This window comes from Pseudomonas sp. YY-1, assembly GCF_002843095.1.
GTDB classification, from domain to species: Bacteria; Pseudomonadota; Gammaproteobacteria; order Pseudomonadales; family Pseudomonadaceae; genus Aquipseudomonas; species Aquipseudomonas sediminis_A.
Genome location: NZ_PJLX01000001.1, coordinates 48,469 through 66,360, shown reverse-complemented (window position 1 = coordinate 66,360; position 17,892 = coordinate 48,469). Strand labels below are relative to the sequence as shown.

General features: G+C 61.0%; 15 protein-coding genes. 3 read left to right on the top strand and 12 right to left on the bottom strand.

The window, feature by feature from the left end; translation table 11 throughout:
* Positions 1 to 93 precede the first annotated feature (93 nt).
* The 6 genes from CXP40_RS00335 to CXP40_RS00310 all read right to left on the bottom strand — a co-directional run bounded on the left by CXP40_RS00335 (position 94) and on the right by CXP40_RS00310 (position 9,133).
* Positions 94 to 1,086, bottom strand: coding sequence for a two-component system response regulator (locus CXP40_RS00335; RefSeq protein WP_106732136.1), 993 nt, complete (start codon positions 1,084 to 1,086; stop codon positions 94 to 96).
* Entirely contained in the window at positions 1,083 to 4,724 is a 3,642-nt protein-coding gene (locus tag CXP40_RS00330) for a PAS domain S-box protein (protein WP_256579200.1), read from the bottom strand. The genes CXP40_RS00335 and CXP40_RS00330 overlap by 4 nt, the downstream gene beginning before the upstream one ends.
* Positions 4,725 to 4,910: 186 nt before the next feature.
* Positions 4,911 to 6,809, bottom strand: coding sequence for a molecular chaperone HtpG (gene htpG, locus CXP40_RS00325; protein ID WP_106732134.1), 1,899 nt, complete (start codon positions 6,807 to 6,809; stop codon positions 4,911 to 4,913).
* Positions 6,810 to 6,893: 84 nt separating this feature from the next.
* Positions 6,894 to 8,141, bottom strand: coding sequence for an MFS transporter (locus CXP40_RS00320; protein WP_106732133.1), 1,248 nt, complete (start codon positions 8,139 to 8,141; stop codon positions 6,894 to 6,896).
* A gap of 69 nt (positions 8,142 to 8,210) precedes the next feature.
* Positions 8,211 to 8,657, bottom strand: a complete 447-nt coding sequence (locus CXP40_RS00315; RefSeq protein WP_099523753.1) for a PaaI family thioesterase — start codon at positions 8,655 to 8,657, stop codon at positions 8,211 to 8,213.
* Positions 8,654 to 9,133 (bottom strand): PaaI family thioesterase, encoded by a 480-nt coding sequence (locus CXP40_RS00310; protein WP_106732132.1) that lies wholly within the window; start codon positions 9,131 to 9,133, stop codon positions 8,654 to 8,656. Before CXP40_RS00310 ends, CXP40_RS00315 begins: the two co-directional genes overlap by 4 nt.
* A 174-nt stretch (positions 9,134 to 9,307) precedes the next feature.
* Between CXP40_RS00310 and CXP40_RS00305 the strand changes: the two genes are divergently transcribed.
* A complete protein-coding gene (locus CXP40_RS00305; RefSeq protein ID WP_106732131.1) occupies positions 9,308 to 9,604 on the top strand; it encodes a hypothetical protein in 297 nt (98 codons plus the stop codon).
* 42 nt (positions 9,605 to 9,646) lie between these two features.
* Here the strand turns inward: CXP40_RS00305 and CXP40_RS00300 are convergent, their stop codons facing one another.
* The 5 genes from CXP40_RS00300 to CXP40_RS00280 form a co-directional block, all read right to left on the bottom strand.
* The gene (locus CXP40_RS00300; RefSeq protein WP_106732130.1) at positions 9,647 to 10,042 is read right to left on the bottom strand and encodes an MAPEG family protein; all 396 of its coding nucleotides are present in this window, start codon (positions 10,040 to 10,042) and stop codon (positions 9,647 to 9,649) included.
* The gene (locus CXP40_RS00295) at positions 10,039 to 10,773 is read right to left on the bottom strand and encodes a DUF599 domain-containing protein (RefSeq protein ID WP_106732129.1); all 735 of its coding nucleotides are present in this window, start codon (positions 10,771 to 10,773) and stop codon (positions 10,039 to 10,041) included. Before CXP40_RS00295 ends, CXP40_RS00300 begins: the two co-directional genes overlap by 4 nt.
* A gap of 105 nt (positions 10,774 to 10,878) precedes the next feature.
* On the bottom strand, positions 10,879 to 12,195 hold the full coding sequence (gene brnQ / locus CXP40_RS00290) for a branched-chain amino acid transport system II carrier protein (RefSeq protein ID WP_106732128.1): 1,317 nt from the start codon (positions 12,193 to 12,195) through the stop codon (positions 10,879 to 10,881).
* Positions 12,196 to 12,565: 370 nt separating this feature from the next.
* Positions 12,566 to 13,951 (bottom strand): cysteine--tRNA ligase, encoded by a 1,386-nt coding sequence (gene cysS, locus CXP40_RS00285; RefSeq protein WP_106732127.1) that lies wholly within the window; start codon positions 13,949 to 13,951, stop codon positions 12,566 to 12,568.
* Entirely contained in the window at positions 13,952 to 15,616 is a 1,665-nt protein-coding gene (locus tag CXP40_RS00280) for a glutamine--tRNA ligase/YqeY domain fusion protein (RefSeq protein ID WP_106732126.1), read from the bottom strand. It lies immediately after the preceding gene.
* Positions 15,617 to 15,776: 160 nt separating this feature from the next.
* On the opposite strand from CXP40_RS00280, the gene CXP40_RS00275 reads away from it, so the two are divergent.
* On the top strand, positions 15,777 to 16,274 hold the full coding sequence (locus CXP40_RS00275; protein ID WP_106732125.1) for a peptidylprolyl isomerase: 498 nt from the start codon (positions 15,777 to 15,779) through the stop codon (positions 16,272 to 16,274).
* A gap of 4 nt (positions 16,275 to 16,278) precedes the next feature.
* On the top strand, positions 16,279 to 17,022 hold the full coding sequence (gene lpxH, locus CXP40_RS00270; RefSeq protein WP_106732124.1) for a UDP-2,3-diacylglucosamine diphosphatase: 744 nt from the start codon (positions 16,279 to 16,281) through the stop codon (positions 17,020 to 17,022).
* A 130-nt stretch (positions 17,023 to 17,152) separates the two neighbouring features.
* On the opposite strand, the gene CXP40_RS00265 is transcribed toward lpxH, so the two are convergent.
* Positions 17,153 to 17,806: a tRNA-(ms[2]io[6]A)-hydroxylase gene (locus CXP40_RS00265; RefSeq protein WP_106732123.1), complete on the bottom strand. Its 654-nt coding sequence runs from the start codon at positions 17,804 to 17,806 to the stop codon at positions 17,153 to 17,155.
* Positions 17,807 to 17,892 lie beyond the last annotated feature (86 nt).

The following is a 17,892-nucleotide window of genomic DNA, read 5'->3' as shown; positions in this document are numbered from 1 at the left end:
TTGGCAATGGTAGGCCCCTAACAATAGCCTCACCTTCGACAATGACCAAGTCGAGAGGAGGCGGGTTTTAGACAGGAGATTTCAAGCGGCAGGTTATTCGGCCCAGCGTTCCTTGATCTGCAGAATCTCGGGCAAACAAGCGATGAACAGCTCGACCAGACGGGGATCGAAGTGGCGCCCACTCTGTTCACGCAGGAAACCGACTGCATCGTCCACGGACCAGGCCTGTTTGTAGGGGCGCACGCTGGTCAGCGCGTCGAACACATCGGCAATGGCGACGATGCGGCCCTCCAGGGGAATGTCCTCGCCACTCAGACCGTTGGGGTAGCCGCTGCCATCCCACTTCTCATGGTGCGACAGGGCAATGCGTTGCGCTGTGCGCAGCAGCCCCGAGCTGTGCTCGCCGATTATCCGCGCACCGATCTCCACGTGCTGGCGCATCACCTGCCACTCCTGCTCGTCGAGCTTGCCCGGCTTGCGTAGCACCGCATCGGGAATGCCGATCTTGCCGACATCGTGCATCGGCGCGGCGTTGAGCAGCTCCTCGGCCGCGCTTTCGCTGAAGCCGGCGGCCAACGCCAGCACCTTGGAGAAATGGCTCATGCGGATAACGTGCAGGCCGGTCTCGTTGTCCTTGTATTCAGCCGCCATGCCCAGGCGCTGGACGATCTGCAAGCGAGTCTGTTTCAGCTCGTCGACCCGCACCAGTGACAGGTGGGTACGCACACGCGCACGCACGATCGGCGGGCTCACCGGCTTGGTGATGTAATCCACCGCGCCGACCTCGAAGCCACGCGCTTCATCGTCGACATCGCCCAAGGCGGTAACGAAGATCACCGGAATCGTATGTAGTAACGGATTGGCCTTGAGCTGTTCGCACACCTCATAGCCAGTCATGCCCGGCATCATCACGTCGAGCAGAATCAGGTCGGGCCGCTCACGCTCGACCATTTCCAGGGCGCGCGGCCCTTCCTTGGCGAACAGCAGGCGATAGTCCTCCTGCAGGATATGGCGCAACACCTGCAGGTTAGTGGGTTCGTCGTCGACCAACAGTAATAGCGGGCGAGTATCGGCAGCCAGGGTCATGATGCAGTCGCGTCCTCATCTTGCAGTCGCAGCAACAGTCGATCGAGCACCTGCAGGGCCTGATCGAAATCAAAGTCATCCAGCGCCTGGCGTATGTCGTTCAGGGCCGCGCTGTAGGCCGTACTCTCGGTGGTCTGCGCCATGGCTGCAAGGACTTCATCGTCCAGACCGCCCCGCTGCAGCGCCTGTCGCAGCTGACTTGCCTGTTCACGCAGCGAGCGTGCGTCAACAGCCGAACTTTCGCTCGTAGACGCCGTATCCGGCACCTGCGGCACTACGTCCTTGACCGTCAGAAGGGCCTGCCCAAGCTCCGCAATCAATGCGGGCAACCCCTGCTCGTCCTGCGCCTGAAACGCCCGCTCGACCGACTGCCCCAAACTGGCAAGGCTGCTCATGGCCAGGTTTGCGGCGGCACCATGTAGGCGATGCGCAAGCGCCTCGCCCTCTTGCCAGTCGCGTGCCGCCAGCAGTCGACTGAGGCGCACCGCCAGATCATGCTGTTCGCCAATGAACGTATTGATCGCCTGAGCCATACGCAGCGGCCCGCCCCACAGGCTGCTGCCGCGAACCCAGTCGAACAGGCCTTCGTCGGCGACACGAGTGGCACTGACCACTGCGCTGGGCACATCGGTCAGACCCAGCAGACGGGCAACTTCCCAAAGCAGTGCGTTGAGATCCAAAGGCTTCGAGGCGAAACCATTCATCCCCGAGTCCAACGCTGCCTGACGGTCCTGATCAAGTACGCTGGCGGTCAGAGCAATGATCGGAATCGGCTCTCGCGCCTCGGCGGCCTCCAGCTGGCGGATTCGTCGCGACGCTTCCAGGCCGTCAACACCCGGCATCTGCACATCCATCAGGATCAGATCGAAACGCTGCTGGGTGAACGCCTGTAGTGCGCCTTCACCATCGGCGACGCAGTGTACGCGATGGCCGAAATGCTCCAGGGTCAGTTGCAACAATTCGAGGTTCTGCGGCACGTCATCGGCCGCCAGAATATTCAGCCGCCCCAGTTCAGGCAGCACGGCGCGTTGCTGCGACGCCAAGCGCTTGCCGGCGCGCAGCGGCAATTCGATGCTGAAGCAACTGCCCTGCCCTTCGGTACTTTCGACCCGCAAGCGCCCCCCCATCAACTCGACCAATTGCCGAGAGATGGTGGTACCGAGTCCGGTACCACCGAAACGTCGACTCATCGACGCATCGGCCTGGGCAAACGGCTCGAAGATCTTCTCCAGGCGGTCGGCTGCGATACCAATGCCGGTGTCTTTCACCGCCAGACGCATCGCGCCCGGCTCACCCGTCACTTTCAGGCGAACCTCGCCGTGCAGGGTGAACTTGACCGCATTACCGAGCAGGTTGGTCAGCACTTGTTGCAATCGCAGTGGGTCCCCGCAGAAGAACTCGTTGGTCGTTGCCGGGTAATCCAGATGCAGTTGCAGGCCTTTGCTTTCGGCCGTCAGGCGCTGCGTTGCGAGCACCTGCTCGCACAGTTCGCGCAGGGAGAAATCCAGTTGCTCCAGCTCGATGGCGCCCCGGTCGAGCTTGGCCGTGTCGAGGATGTCATTGAGCAAGCCCAATAATGAACGCGACGAATGCTGCACGGTACTCAGATGGCGACGCTGTTCACTGGAAAGCGGGGTTTCCAGCAGGAGGTCGGTAAAACCGATGATGGCATTCATCGGCGTACGAATTTCATGACTCATGTTGGCCAGGAAGCTGCTGCGCGCGGCAGCGGCGGTCTCGGCGCGATCACGGGCAGCCCGCAGATCCTGTTCCATGACGCGGCGCGGGGTCAGGTCGGTTGCCAACTTGACGACCTTGAACGGCTTGCCGTCGGTGTCGAGGATCGGGTTGTAGCTGGCCTGAATCCAGACATCCCGTCCGCCCTTACCAAAGCGGTGGTATTCGCCTGCACGAAAATGACCTGCACGCAGATCCATCCAACCCTGGCGATAGGCATCGCTTGCTACCAGCTCAGGAGCGCAGAACATACCGTGATGGCGCCCTACCACTTCCTCCTTTTCATAACCAAACAACGCCAACGCATTGTCATTGACCTCTAGGATATTGCCGTCGAGGTCGAACTCGATCAGTGCCATCGCCTTGCTGATCGCGGTGACCTTGCCCTCGTACTCTGCATTGCGCCGTTTGGTTTCGGTCTGGTCGAGCAACACGCCGTCGATCCAGCGCGGCATACCATTCTCGTCGCAAACCGGGCTACCACTTTCCCATATCCAGTGCTCGGTTCCGCTACGATCAAAGAGACGATATTCGACGGTATAGTTGCACCCTTGCTCAACGGCCTGAACGACCTCGTCAACGACCCGCTGGTAGTCGTCCGGGTGATACATATCGGCAATCGAACAGCGGCGACTGATGAAGTCGTCCGCGCTCCACCCCGTGAGGGTCTGCACCGCATCGCTGATAAATATCATGGTCCAGTCCCGGTCCAGCATGCAGCGAAACGACACACCAGGAATGTTGCTGATCAACGAGCGGTACTGCTGCTCGCTGTCACGCAGGGCTCTCTCCATGGCCTGTCTTTCGCTGATGTCGGCGACAAATACCACGAACAGCGGCCGGCTGCCTGAATGGGTAACGCCGACGCTGATGCGCACAGGTTTTTCTTCACCCTCTCGAGTCAGGCACACCAGCTCCTGCTCGCCCGCCGGCATCGTCAGGCGTCCGGTTCTGAGGTAGCTCTCCAGCAGTGCCTCCACCTGTTCGACATGGCTGGCAGGCATCAGCGAGCGCATGTGCATGCCCACCAGCTCGTGCGGTGACCAGCCGAATAGGCGCGAAACCGCACGATTGGCCGAGCGCACAGTGCCGGTGTGATCAACGGTGACGATGGCATCCAGCGCGGTATCGAAGATCGAGCGCAGATGCTGTTCGCTGGCCTTGAGCTGGAGGCTCATGCGGCGATAGCGCAGCAGCGTGTTGGCCGCCACCACGAAGACGGTCAGAGCGACGGTCAGCAGCGTGATGGCAATGGCGATATAACCACTGTCGACCACTGCCATCGGCACCTCGGACTCAGGCGTACCGACAAAACGCGCCGCGGCCATGCCGGTGTAGTGCATGCTACTGATCGCCAGCCCCATCACCAGGGCGCTGAGCAGAAGCGCCCAGAGCGTCGGCAAACGCCCCTCCAGACCGAAGCGTACCCACAACGCCAGGATGGCCAGGGCAACGGCGACAACGATGGACAGGGCGAACATCCAGGGGTCATAGCGCAGCAGAGGCGCCATCTGCATCGCCGCCATACCGCTGTAGTGCATGGTACCTATACCGGCCCCGACCAGCACACCCCCAACACAGAGTTGCAGCAGGCTCAAGTCGCGCCGCGCCAGCAGAGTAAGTGCGACCCACGAAGCAGCCAGGCTCGGCAGCATCGATAACAGCGTGAGGCCCGGATCGAATCGCACTGCCGCACACAGTTCGAAGGCGAGCATGCCGAGCACATGCATGGACCAGATGCCGCCGCCGAGGGCGAGTGAGCCGGTGAAAATGGTGATCTGCCGGGCGACCGGATGCGAATTGACGCGCGCTTCGCCGGCCAACTGCAGCGCCATGCCGGCGGCGAATACGGCAATGGCCAGCGACAACAGTACCAACTGCGGGTCGTAACGACTGAGCACGAGGACACCGGGATCCGCGCCCATGATGAAAAAAAGCTCGAGAATCGACATACAACCCCAGGACGCGACAGACCGCCAGCTAATTGCCAGCATCTGAAACGACGGGGCCTCGCTTGTCAATTAAAGCCGATCAATCACACCCATAGAAAAGCCCGCCGAAGCGGGCTTGTCCTATTGCCAGATAGATCAGGCGGAGAGCTCCACCAGCAGCTTGTTCAGGCGCTGCACGTAAGTGGCCGGATCCTTCAGGCTGTCGCCTGCGGCCAAAGCGGCCTGGTCGAAGAGGATGTGCGAGAGATCGGTGAAGCGATCCTCGTCCGGCTCGGCATCCAGGCGCTCGATCAGCGGGTGCGCAGGGTTGAACTCGAAGATCGGCTTGGCATCCGGCACCTTCTGCCCGCTGGCCTCGAGAATCTGGCGCATCTGCAGGCCCAGATCCTGTTCACCAATGGCAAGAATCGCCGGAGAATCGGTGAGACGGTGCGAGACGCGCACCTCGGCGACCTGCTCACCCAGCGCACCTTTCAGACGCTCGATCAGCCCTTCCTTGGCCTTGGCCACTTCTTCCTGAGCCTTCTTGTCCTCTTCCGAGTCCAGCTCACCCAGATCAAGATCGCCACGGGCCACGTCGACGAACTGCTTGCCGTCGAACTCGGTCAGGTAGCTCATCAGCCACTCATCGATACGATCGGTGAGCAGCAGCACTTCGATGCCCTTCTTGCGGAAGACCTCCAGGTGCGGGCTGTTCTTGATCTGCGCGTAGGATTCGCCGGTGAGGTAGTAGATCTTGTCCTGACCTTCCTTGACCCGGCCCAGGTAATCGGCCAACGACACCGACTGCTCGTCGCCCTCGCCGGCAGTGGAGGCGAAACGCAGCAGGCTGGCGATCTTCTCCTTGTTGGCGAAGTCTTCCGCCGGACCTTCCTTGAGCACCTGACCGAAGGCCTTCCAGAAGGTCTTGTAGTCGTCCGGCTTGTCCTTGGCGAGTTTCTCCAGCATGTCCAGCACGCGCTTGGTCAGCGCCGATTTCATCGAATCGATGACCGGGCCGGACTGCAGAATTTCGCGGGAAACGTTCAGCGACAGGTCGTTGGAATCGACCACGCCCTTGATGAAGCGCAGGTACAGGGGCAGGAACTGGTCGGCCTGATCCATGATGAATACGCGCTGCACGTAGAGCTTGAGGCCCTTGGGCGCTTCGCGGTGGTACAGATCGAACGGTGCGCGAGCCGGCACATAGAGCAGCGAGGTGTACTCCAGCTTGCCTTCTACCTTGTTGTGGCTCCAGCTCAGCGGGTTCTCGAAATCGTGGCCAACGTGCTTGTAGAACTCTTGATATTCCTCGTCCTTGACCTCGGTACGTGGACGGGTCCACAGGGCGCTGGCACGGTTGACGGTTTCCCACTCCACTTCCGCGGGCTTGTCTTCACCGTGGTGCTCCTTCGGCAGTTCGATGGGCAGCGCGATATGGTCGGAGTACTTCTTGACGATGTTGCGCAGGCGCCAACCATCGGCGAACTCTTCCTCACCGCTCTTGAGGTGCAGAACGATACGCGTACCGCGCTCGGCCTTGTCGATGGTAGCAACCTCGAACTCACCCTCGCCCTTGCTCGACCAGTGCACGCCTTCGCTGGCCGGAGTACCGGCGCGGCGGCTGAACACCTCGACCTGATCGGCGACGATGAATGCCGAGTAGAAGCCCACACCGAACTGGCCGATCAGGTGCGAATCCTTCTTCTGGTCACCAGAGAGGTTCTTCAGGAAGTCTGCCGTGCCGGATTTGGCGATGGTCCCCAGGTGCGCGATGACTTCCTCGCGGTTCATGCCGATACCGTTGTCTTCGAGGGTAACGGTCTTGGCATCCTTGTCGAAGGACAGGCGGATCTTCAGATCGGCGCCACCTTCGAGCAGTTCGGGCTTGGCCAGCGCCTCGAAACGCAGCTTGTCAGCGGCGTCGGAAGCGTTGGAAATCAACTCGCGCAGGAAAATTTCCTTGTTCGAGTACAGGGAATGGATCATCAGATGAAGCAGCTGCTTCACCTCGGTCTGGAAGCCCAGGGTTTCTTTTTGAGTTTCCACACTCATGGTCTTCTAACTCCACATGCAGGACTATGCCGCGCGAGCGGCGGATGTCATGCAGATGGGGGCAGCGCGATCAATTTCAAGGGCTTAGGGTTCCAGCAACTGCAAACGGCCGATTTCTTCCGGCTTGAAACTGAAACTGGCCTGCCCGCCGCCACTGCCCATCTGCTGAATGAGGCGAATGCTGCCATCGGCGTCGACGCCGACGAAGCGCCCCTCGACCGTACCGCCACTGGCGCGACTCAGGCGCATGCTGAGGTTGCGATACTGTTCCGGATTGCGCTGCAGGCGCGCGAGACTGAAGCGTTGCCGGCGGTCGACCGGGCGACTCAGGCGCTCCTCGATCGGGGCCGCCTCGCGCTGCGGCGTAGCCTGAGCGGTGGCAGTGGCAGGCAATGCCGGGAAGCGATCACCTTCCACCGCCCAGCCCTGCTCGGCACGCTTGTGCAGGCGCACAGGCAGACGCTCGCTACGCCCGTCAATCTGCGCTTCGACCTGCAGCTCCAGGCTGTCACCCTCGAAGGTGAACACCGGCAGCTTCAGCTCGCTCACCTTGCGCGTGGCGAAGCGCCGCTGCAGATAGTCCTGCAGCACATGGGCAATGGTGTCACGGGAATCGAAACGCGCATCGACCTGGCCATCGACATAGCGCAGGCGATCACGGTACAGCTCGACCCGGCCACTGAGGCTGGTTTTGAAGCGCGGCGGCAAGACCAGATGGAAATCGCCGACCAGTCGGTTCGGCTCCTGCGGCTGCAGGTCCAGATGCAGGGTGTAGCCACGACTCAGACGACGCGCCTCGGGCAGATCTTGCTCCGGTAACAGCCAGCTCAGCTCTACCTCTGGCAGGCTACCGCTGTCCTGGGGCAGCACGTCGATACGTACAGGACCCTCGACTGGCTGCGGCAGGCGGATACTCAGTTCACGCAGGGCGAAGAAATCCAGGCCCTCGCGCAGCACCAACACACCATCGATCAGTTCACCCTGCTGCGGGCGAAAGGGCTGGCCGTTTAGCTCACCGTCCAGATTAATGGCAAGCTCGGCCGGCGCCTGCACTTCGGGCTTGAGCCAGTCCAGGCGGACGATCGCCGCCAGACGTTCGGCATCCTTACTGGCCAGCAACGTGAGACCTACCACGAGGGGAATTACACCAAGCCCGATCAGAGTGACCGCACTGCGCGCTCGCTGCCAGTGGCGCACGATGTAAATCAGGGTAATCGGCGGGATCAGGCTGCCCCAGCCCCACAACAGGCTGGTGGCGAACGCCCGCATGACCAGCCATATCAGACCAGCCAGCATCAGCAGCAGGCCACCAATTATCAGCAACGCATCCATCTACAGGGTCCTTGTCATGATTTCGCTGCGCTGCCGATCCGTTCCAACTGCCGGGCAAGTCTCAAGCGCTCAGGGCTCATCGACCTTGAAGTGGGCACGGGCGGTGGCAATCGGTTCGGTCTGCTTGGTCTGCCAGGCGGTAATCGCCACGTTGGCCACCCGACGCCCCTGCCGCCAGACCTGGCACTGCGCATAGGTGTCACGATAATGGCCGGCGCGCAGGTAATCTATCGAGAAGTCGATGATTTTGGGCAAATGTGGAATGCCCATGAACATCAATAGATGAAGCATGGCCGCATGCTCCATGAAACCGGCGATTACGCCACCATGCAGCGCCGGTAGTACCGGGTTGCCGATGCAATCGCGATTGGCTGGCAGGCGAAAGACCATGTCGTCGCCCAGGCGCAGGCACTCGATACCCAGCAGTTTGGCGTAAGGGATCAGACTGATCAGCGGGTCGTAGTCGTTCTGCTGGTGCGCACGCGCCACCAGTTGTTCCAGGCTCAACTCGCTCACGCTCCACCGCCTTGCTGAATATTCTGTTTCAGCTCAGCGCCACCCTGCGCGGCCTTGCCCATGCGCATGAAGGTGCCAACCACGTGGGCAATCGGTTGCTGCGGGTCGTCCTGATAGGCGTAGCCGCGGGTGAAGATGATGTTGGGGGTAACGCGATAACACTCGGCGAAACCGAACACATCCTTGCCGGGCTCGGCCGGGTGCATGTAGTCGATGCGCAGATCAAGCGTCGGACAGATCTCGAACTCCGGCAGTACGCAGACCGTGGAGATACCACAGGTGGTGTCCATCAGCGTAGTGATGGCACCACCATGGATCACACCGGTGTCCGGATTGCCAACGATATGTGGTGTGTAGGGCAAGCACAGCGTCAGTCCCTTGCCGTCGGCCGACTCGACACGCATGCCCAGCACCTGACAATGACGCAACGCGGACAAAAACCGCTGTGCCCGCTCCTGAATCGACTGTTCGCTCATCACCCTGCCGCTCTGCTATGGCAAAAACAGCGAATGATAGCGCCTTGCGCCTGGACTCACACCAGTCCCTGTGCCGCTCTCATCGCCTTGGGAACTTATTGGCACTACCGACATTCAAAGTGACTGTGTGTTCTGGGGTCAACCCAGCCACTTATAACTCTCACACATGGAGTGATGACCGTGAACAAACCTCTGACTTATGCCCTGCTGCTTGCCACTGCCCTGGGTCTCGCCGCCTGCGAGAAAACCCCGGAAGACAAGATGGAGTCGGCCAAGGAGTCAGTCTCCGAAGCGATGGAGAACCTGGGCGATGCAGCCAAAGACACCGGCGAAGCCATCGAACAGAAAACCAATGAAGCCCTGGGTAACGAACCCACCGCCGGCGAGAAAATTGAGGATGCGGCCAGCGATGCGGCCGACGCCATCGAGGATGCTGGCGACGAAGTCAAAGACGCTGTCGACGGTCAGTAACCTAAGCTGAAAACCAAGAAGGCCCGCAATGCGGGCCTTCTTTCATTTCAGCGCCGGGCTGATCATCAGCAGCAGGCTACAGGCCAGGCCCACCACCCATACCAGGCTGCGCTGCCAGTGCAGATCCCACCAGTAGAACAGCATATACAGCACGCGACTGACGACAAAAGTGACGGCCAGAATATCGATCAAAAAGCCGTAAGTCTGCGTGGTATGCGCCATCAGCACACCAACCGCGAACAGCGGGAACGCCTCGATGCTATTCAAATGCGCGGCCAGAGCGCGCGCGCCGAAACCCGTTAGCCGCGCCTGCTGGGCGCGCGGGTGATGGTTGTCATAGCGACCACCGCCCTCCTCGGCCATGGCCTTGGCCACCGGTGCCTTGGCGATGAAGATCAACAAGGCGCTGATGAAGACGCACCAGAACGGCAGGCTCATTCACTCTTCTCCTTGGCCACCTCAGCGGCCGGCGTTGGCGTATAGACCATCACTTCCAAGACATCGGAATGGAATTCTCGGCGATAAAGCACCACGACAACGCCGGCAGTCACCAGCATGAAGAACCATGGATTGATGAACCAAGACAGGGTTGCCATACCGAAATAATAGGCGCGCAAACCGAAGTTGAACTGGTTGGCCGCCATCGAAATCACCCGCGCCGTGCGCTCGGCGAAAGCCTTGCGCTCCTGCTCGGTGACATGCCGCTCGCCCAACATTGGCGCTGAACCCACCAACACCGCTGCGAAGTTGTACTGACGCATGCACCAACTGAAGGTGAAGAAGGCATAGACGAAGATGATGCCCAGGCACAGCAGTTTGATCTCGGATAGACCACGACTGGCTTGCTGCACGAAGGGAATGTCGGCCAGCAGCGACAGAGCGCGGTCGGAAGCGCCCAGCACGGTGAGGATACCTGCCAGGATAATCAGCGTGCTGGAGGCGAAGAACGAGGCATTACGCTCGAGGTTACCGATCACGTTGGCGTCGGCAATGCGATTGTCGCGCAGCAGCATGCGGCGCATCCAGTCTTCACGGTACAGATGCAGCACACTGGCGAGGCAGGGAGTGGTTTGCGCCTTTACCGAGGCATAACGGGTGTAGCCGCCCCAGCACAGAACGAACCACAGCGCGGCCAGAAAATGAGGCAAATACGGATAGCTGTTGAGCATGCCAACTCCTTGTAAGACTGCCAAGGATTATAGCCAGGCTGCCTCTTTCCTTGTTCGACAAAAAAGGCCGCTTCGTGGGCAGCCTTATTTTGTTTCGAGCGCGCCTTACGCAGCAGTAGCGCTCTGACGCAGGCTCAGGATGCGATCCAGTGCCACCACCAGAACCAGCGTCACCGCCACCGGCAGCAGCCAGCCCAGGCTCTGGCCGGCCAAAGGCAACTGCCCGAACCACGAGGGGACCTTGTCCGCCCAGGGAGTCGCGGCAATACCGTCGGCAACGCCGAAGACCAGCGTAACGGCCATCACCGGCACGAAAACCAGCGACTGGGAGATCCACAGGCGGTTGGCCAGGCTCAGTGCAACCAGAACGATAGCCAGCGGATAAAGCCCTACCAGAACCGGAATCGAGAAACTGATCAGTTGAGTCAGGCCCTGATTGGCCACCACCAGACTGAACAAGCCGAAGACGATCACCACGCTACGGTAGGAAACCGGCAACAGCTTGCTGAAGAACTCACCACAGGCAGTCAGCAGGCCAACCGCAGTGGTCAGGCAGGCCAGGGTGATGACCACCGCCAGCAGCAGACTACCGGTGGTGCCGAAGGTGTGATGCACATAAGTCGTCAGTACCTGCACGCCATTTTGCGCATCACCGGCGATACCCTGGCTGGTGGCGCCGAGGTAGAACAACGCCAGATAGACCAGCGACAGGCCGATGGCTGCGATGATGCCGGCGATGACCGAGTAACGGGTGACGAGCCCTGCTTCGCTGACTCCGCGATCACGGATGGCGCTGGCGATTACGATGCCGAAGACCAGTGCACCCAGGGTATCCATGGTCAGGTAGCCCTGCAGGAAGCCCTGCACCAAAGGTGCATCACGGTAGCTGTCAGCTACCACACCAATCTCGCCAGCAGGCGCGAACAGCGCAGCGCCGCCCAGCACCAGCAGCGCAGCCAGCAGTACCGGCGTGATGAATTTGCCGATGCGATCGACCAACCGTCCCGGATTGAGGGAAAGGAACAACACGGCAGCGAAATACACCAGAGTGTAGATCAGCAGCGGTGCACCTTCATTGCCGGTGAACGGCGCGATGCCCATCTCGAACGACACCACGGCCGTGCGCGGCGTGGCGAACAACGGGCCGATCGATAGGTAAACCGCTACCGCGAGGATTGCGCCGGCAATCCTGCCCAGGGGCGCGGTGAGCAGGTCCATACCGCCGCCCACGCGGGCCAGGGCCACCACAGTCAACAGCGGCAGGCCGACACCGGTCAGCAAAAAACCAATGGCGGCAGGAAGCAGGTTCTCCCCCGCAGCCAGGCCGGCACTAGGCGGGAAGATGATATTGCCTGCGCCGAGAAACAACGCAAATGTCATGAAGCCGAGGGCCAGGAGGTCCGAGCCTTTCAAACGAGTCATAAAGGGAAATACCACAGACAGGAAATCGAAAAGTTGCGGGGTTTCCTTGAGGGATCGGGGAAACGTCGCCCGAGCGTTTGGCTCGAACCACTGTAGGCATCGCCAGGCGCTTGTGGCGCAACGGACACGATAAGGCGCGCATACTAACGAAAAGCGCCCATCAACAGCACAGTTGACGGACGAGCTGTCGAACTGGCGTAACTGACTGTCGCATCGACAAAAAACATCGAAAATCTGACCACCACACTTGCGAAACTCTGCCGCCGTCACCGGAAACGCCAGTAACAGACTCAGCAACTCACTCGCAACGTAGAAGTCATCTCAGCGACAAAGGCCGCTTTCCAGCGGCCTTTGTCGCTGAGCATCACCCTTACTCGGCCAGGCGCCAGGTGGTGCCGCCCTTGCCGTCTTCCAGCACCACGCCCATGGCAGTGAGCTGGTCGCGGATGCTGTCGCTTTCTGCCCAGTTCTTGTCGGCACGGGCCTGCAGGCGCGCGGCGATCAGCGCCTCGACTTCGGCGGCATCGACCTTGCCGGCAGCTCCGGCCTGGAGGAATGCATCGGGTTCGAGCTGCAGCACGCCAAGCACGCTGGCCAGTTGCTTGAGCTGGGCGGCCAGGCCAGCAGCAGCCTGCACGTCGGATTCACGCAAGCGGTTGACCTCGCGGATCATCTCGAACAACACCGCACAGGCTTCTGGTGAATTGAAATCGTCGTCCATCGCCGCGCCGAAACGCTCGACGAAGGCTTCTCCACCAGCAGGCGTAGCTTCCGGCAGGCCTTTGAGGCCGTTGTAGAAACGCTCCAGGGCGCCCTTGGCTTCCTTGAGGCTCTCCTCGGAGTAATTGATCGGGCTGCGGTAGTGGCTGGACACCAGCAGGTAGCGCACCACCTCCGGGTGGTACTTCTCCAGCACCTCACGGATGGTGAAGAAGTTGCCCAGGCTCTTGGACATCTTCTCGCCATCCACACGGACCGCGCCGGCGTGCATCCAGGCATTGGCGTACTGCTTGCCGGTGGCCGCCTCGCTCTGCGCGATTTCGTTCTCGTGGTGCGGGAACACCAGATCCGGGCCGCCGCCGTGGATGTCGAAGGTCTCGCCCAGGCAGCAGGTGGACATCACCGAGCACTCGATATGCCAGCCCGGGCGCCCTGCGCCCCAAGGCGACTCCCAGCTCGGCTCGCCCGGCTTGACGCCCTTCCACAGGACGAAGTCCAGCGGGTCTTCCTTGGCCTCGTCGACCTCGATGCGCGCACCGATCTTCAGGTCTTCGATCTTCTTGCGCGACAGCTTGCCGTAACCAACGAACTTGCCGACGCGGTAGTACACGTCGCCATTACCCGGCGCGTAGGCAAAGCCCTTGTCGATCAGGGTCTGGATCATCTGGTGCATGCCGGCGATATGGCCGGTGGCGCGCGGCTCGATGTCCGGGCGCAGTACGTTCAGACGACCTTCGTCCTCGTGCATCGCCGCGATCATGCGCTCGACCAGCGCCTCGAACGGCTCGCCGTTCTCGTTGGCGCGTTTGATGATTTTGTCGTCGATGTCGGTGATGTTACGCACATAGGTCACCTCGTAACCGCGCTGACGCAGCCAGCGGGTGACCACGTCGAAGGCGACCATCACCCGGGCGTGACCAATGTGGCAGAAGTCATAGACAGTCATGCCGCACACGTACATGCGCACGCTGTTGCCTTCTAGCGGCTTGAACGGCTCTTTGACCTTGCTCAGGGTGTTGTAGATGGAAAGTGCCATTTACTGTCCCCAGGAATCGCGCAGGGTGACGGTACGGTTGAACACCAACGCATCGGCAGTCGAGTCCTTGTCCAGGCAGAAGTAGCCTTCGCGCTCGAACTGGAAACGATCCTCGGCCGCTGCCTTGGCCAGCGACGGCTCGGCGCGGCAACCGGTGAGCACCACCAGCGAATCCGGGTTGATGTTGTCGAGGAAGCTACCGCCCTCTTCCGCTTTCTCGGGGTTGGCCGAGCGGAACAGACGATCGTACAGGCGCACTTCGCACTCAACGCTCTCGGCCGCCGGCACCCAGTGGATCACACCCTTGACCTTACGGCCTTCGGGGTTCTTGCCCAGGGTGTTCTCGTCGTAAGAGCAACGCAGCTCGACGATATTGCCGGCAGCGTCCTTGATGGCCTCGTCAGCACGAATCACGTAGCTGCCACGCAGGCGCACCTCACCACCTGGGATCAGGCGCTTGAAGCCGTCCGGCGGGGTTTCCTCGAAATCGCTGGCGTCGATGTAGATCTCGCGGGAGAACGGCAGCACGCGGGTGCCGATGTCCTGCTTGGGATGGCGCGCCAGCTCCAGGTTCTCCACCTTGCCTTCCGGATAGTTGGTGATCACCACTTTCAGCGGCTTGAGCACGCACATGGCGCGCGAGGCGTTGGCGTCCAGATCGTCACGGATGGCGAATTCCAGCATACCGATGTCCACCAGGCCGCCGGCGCGGTTGACGCCGATCATGTCGCAGAAAGCGCGGATCGAAGCCGGGGTATAGCCACGGCGACGGTAACCGGACAGCGTCGACATGCGCGGGTCGTCCCAACCGCTGACGTGCTTCTCGTCCACCAACTGCTTGAGTTTGCGCTTGCTGGTGATGGTGTAGTTCAGGTTCAGCCGGGCGAATTCGTACTGACGCGGCTGCGCCGGTACCGACAGGTTGGTCAGGAACCACTCGTACAGCGGGCGATGGTCCTCGAACTCCAGGGTGCAGATGGAGTGAGTGATGCCCTCGATGGCGTCCGACTGGCCGTGGGTGAAGTCATAGCTCGGGTAGATGCACCACTTGTCACCGGTCTGGTGGTGATGGGCGTGGCGAATGCGATAGAGAATCGGGTCGCGCAGGTTGATGTTCGGCGAAGCCATGTCGATTTTGGCACGCAGCGAACGGGCGCCATCGGGAAACTCACCGGCCTTCATGCGGGCGAACAGGTCGAGGTTCTCTTCGACGCTGCGCTCACGGAACGGGCTGTTCTTGCCTGGCTCGGTCAGGCTGCCGCGATATTCGCGCATCTCTTCGGCATTGAGGTCGCAGACGAAGGCCTTACCGGCCTTGATCAGCTCGATGGCCCAGGCATGCAGTTGCTCGAAATAATCGGAGGCGTAACGCTCCTCACCGGCCCACTTGAAGCCCAGCCACTCGACGTCGGCCTTGATGGCGTCGATATATTCCTGGTCTTCCTTGGCCGGGTTGGTGTCGTCGAAGCGCAGGTTGCACTGGCCGCCGAACTCTTCGGCCAGGCCAAAGTTCAGGCAGATGCTCTTGGCATGGCCGATGTGCAGGTAACCGTTAGGCTCCGGCGGGAAGCGGGTCACGATCTTGGCGTGCTTGCCGCTGTCCAGATCAGCCTGGACGATGGGGCGCAGGAAGTTGGCAGCTTTTTCGACGGTAGGCTTGCTCATGGTGTCCTTAACAATACTGGCGCGGCACAGGGTAGGCCGCTTCGGGCAAAGTCCGTATCATAACCAACCTGTCAAGCCCCTGACAGGGTGCATACCACCCTGACAAGCGCTGTTCACCCCCGAGCCATCGGCTCGAACCTGCCCCATCACGGATACGATCATGATCAAACTGCACACCAACCACGGCGTCATTACCCTGAACCTGTTCGCCGACAAGGCCCCGGAAACCGTAGCCAACTTCGAGCAATACGTGAAGGAAGGCCATTACGACGGCACCATCTTCCACCGCGTGATCGGCAACTTCATGATCCAGGGCGGCGGTTTCGAGCCGGGCATGAAGCAGAAGCCGACCCGCGCACCGATCAAGAACGAAGCCAACAACGGCGTCGCCAACAAGATCGGCACCGTCGCCATGGCCCGCACCATGGAGCCTCACTCGGCCAGTGCGCAGTTCTTCATCAACGTTGCCGACAACGCCTTCCTCAACCACAGCGCGCCGACCGTTCAGGGCTGGGGCTACGCCGTATTCGGTGAAGTGGTCGAAGGCATGGACGTGGTCGAGAAGATCAAGGGCGTCGCCACCACCATGAAATCCGGCCACCAGGACGTACCGGTGGACGACGTGATCATCGAGAAGGCTGAAGTCGTAGCCGAGTAAGTCGATGATCCTGCTGATCTCCGATCTGCACCTCGAAGAGAAACGCCCGGACATCACCCGGGCGTTTCTGCATTTTCTCGCCACCCGCGCGCGTCAGGCCGAGGCGCTGTACATCCTCGGTGACTTCTTCGAGGTCTGGATAGGCGACGACGGCATGACGCCCTTCCAGCACGAGATCGCCCGTGCCCTGCGCGAACTGAGTAATGCCGGCACGCGCATCTACCTGATGCATGGCAATCGCGACTTCCTTATCGGCAAGGCGTTCTGCCGCGCGGCGGGCTGCACCTTGCTGAGCGACCCGCACAAAGTGCAGATGGGCGGCGAGTCGGTCCTGCTGATGCACGGCGATAGCCTGTGCACCCTCGATGTCGGCTACATGAAGCTGCGCCGCTGGCTGCGCAATCCGCTGTCGCTGCTGATCCTGCGTAACCTGCCGCTCACTACCCGGCAGAAGCTGGCGCGCAAGCTACGCAACGAAAGCCGCGCACAGACGCGGATGAAAGCCAGCGAGATCGTCGATGTCACGCCCGAGGAAGTGCTCAAGGTGATGGACGAATACGGCGTGCGCACGCTGATCCATGGCCACACCCATAGGCCAGCCGTGCACGAACTGGAAGTGAACGGCCAACCGGCACGCCGTATCGTGCTGGGCGACTGGGATCGTCAGGGCTGGGCATTGCAGGCCGATGAACAGGGCTTCAACCAGGCACCGTTCGAGCTCACGCCTGCAAACGTCTCCAAGCCGTAGCCCATAAAACGGTTGCAGGAGCGGCTTCAGCCGCGAAAAGCCACGATGTAGGGCGGGTGAAACCCGCCATTTCCCTCGCGGCGGGTTTCACCCGCCCTACTACCCGTCTATTGCAGTGTTCGCGGCTGTTTTATGCGGGCACGCCACTATGGAAACGGAACTGCTCATCTGGCGTAGTGATCAGTTCCTGCTCCACCGCGCGCACCACCTCGATACGCGCATCCACGTCGGCAGCATCACCATACAGATAGGCAAGCTTGAGGTAACCGCGGTAGTGGCGCCCTTCGCTCTCCAGCAATCCGGCGTAGAACTTGGCCAGCTCGGCATCCAGTCGCGGCACCAGCGCGGCAAAGCGCTCGCAGGAGCGCGCCTCGATGAACGCACCGACCACCAGCACATCCACCAGCCGCTCCACTTCGCCACCACGCAACAGCGCACGCAGGCCGGCGGCGTAGCGCGAAGCGGATACATGGCGGACCTCGATACCGCGCCCGCGGATGATCTTGCTCACCTGCTCGAAGTGCACCAGTTCCTCACGGGCCAAACGCGACATTCTCGCGGTCAATTCGGTCTTGGTCAGGTAGCGCCCCATCAGGCTCAGTGCCGTCTGTGCCGCTTTGTATTCCAGGTTGCGGTGATCGAGCAGGAGGATCTCCTGCTGGCGCAGGGCCTCGTCCAGCCAGGTCTCAGGGGTAGCGACGCCACCGAGAAACTCGAGAATTTCCTGCAGGATCGTTACAGGTTCCTCGCCATTACTCGGAACATGCTTGGTAATTGACATCATATTTGAAGCGCTCTCGGTGCTGGCGAGGTTGGAAATGGCGGGCCATTATACGAGTGGCAGGCCGGACGACCAGCATGCTGTTGATA

Bases quoted from the DNA above. Each gene is read 5' to 3' on its own strand.
- CXP40_RS00335 (WP_106732136.1), bottom strand. From the start codon at position 1,086: ATGACCCTGGCTGCCGATACTCGCCCGCTATTACTGTTGGTCGACGAC.
- htpG (WP_106732134.1), bottom strand. From the start codon at position 6,809: ATGAGTGTGGAAACTCAAAAAGAAACCCTGGGCTTCCAGACCGAGGTG.
- CXP40_RS00320 (WP_106732133.1), bottom strand. From the start codon at position 8,141: ATGGATGCGTTGCTGATAATTGGTGGCCTGCTGCTGATGCTGGCTGGT.
- CXP40_RS00310 (WP_106732132.1), bottom strand. From the start codon at position 9,133: ATGAGCGAACAGTCGATTCAGGAGCGGGCACAGCGGTTTTTGTCCGCG.
- CXP40_RS00305 (WP_106732131.1), top strand. From the start codon at position 9,308: ATGACCGTGAACAAACCTCTGACTTATGCCCTGCTGCTTGCCACTGCC.
- CXP40_RS00300 (WP_106732130.1), bottom strand. From the start codon at position 10,042: ATGAGCCTGCCGTTCTGGTGCGTCTTCATCAGCGCCTTGTTGATCTTC.
- CXP40_RS00295 (WP_106732129.1), bottom strand. From the start codon at position 10,773: ATGCTCAACAGCTATCCGTATTTGCCTCATTTTCTGGCCGCGCTGTGG.
- brnQ (WP_106732128.1), bottom strand. From the start codon at position 12,195: ATGACTCGTTTGAAAGGCTCGGACCTCCTGGCCCTCGGCTTCATGACA.
- cysS (WP_106732127.1), bottom strand. From the start codon at position 13,951: ATGGCACTTTCCATCTACAACACCCTGAGCAAGGTCAAAGAGCCGTTC.
- CXP40_RS00280 (WP_106732126.1), bottom strand. From the start codon at position 15,616: ATGAGCAAGCCTACCGTCGAAAAAGCTGCCAACTTCCTGCGCCCCATC.
- CXP40_RS00275 (WP_106732125.1), top strand. From the start codon at position 15,777: ATGATCAAACTGCACACCAACCACGGCGTCATTACCCTGAACCTGTTC.
- lpxH (WP_106732124.1), top strand. From the start codon at position 16,279: ATGATCCTGCTGATCTCCGATCTGCACCTCGAAGAGAAACGCCCGGAC.
- CXP40_RS00265 (WP_106732123.1), bottom strand. From the start codon at position 17,806: ATGATGTCAATTACCAAGCATGTTCCGAGTAATGGCGAGGAACCTGTA.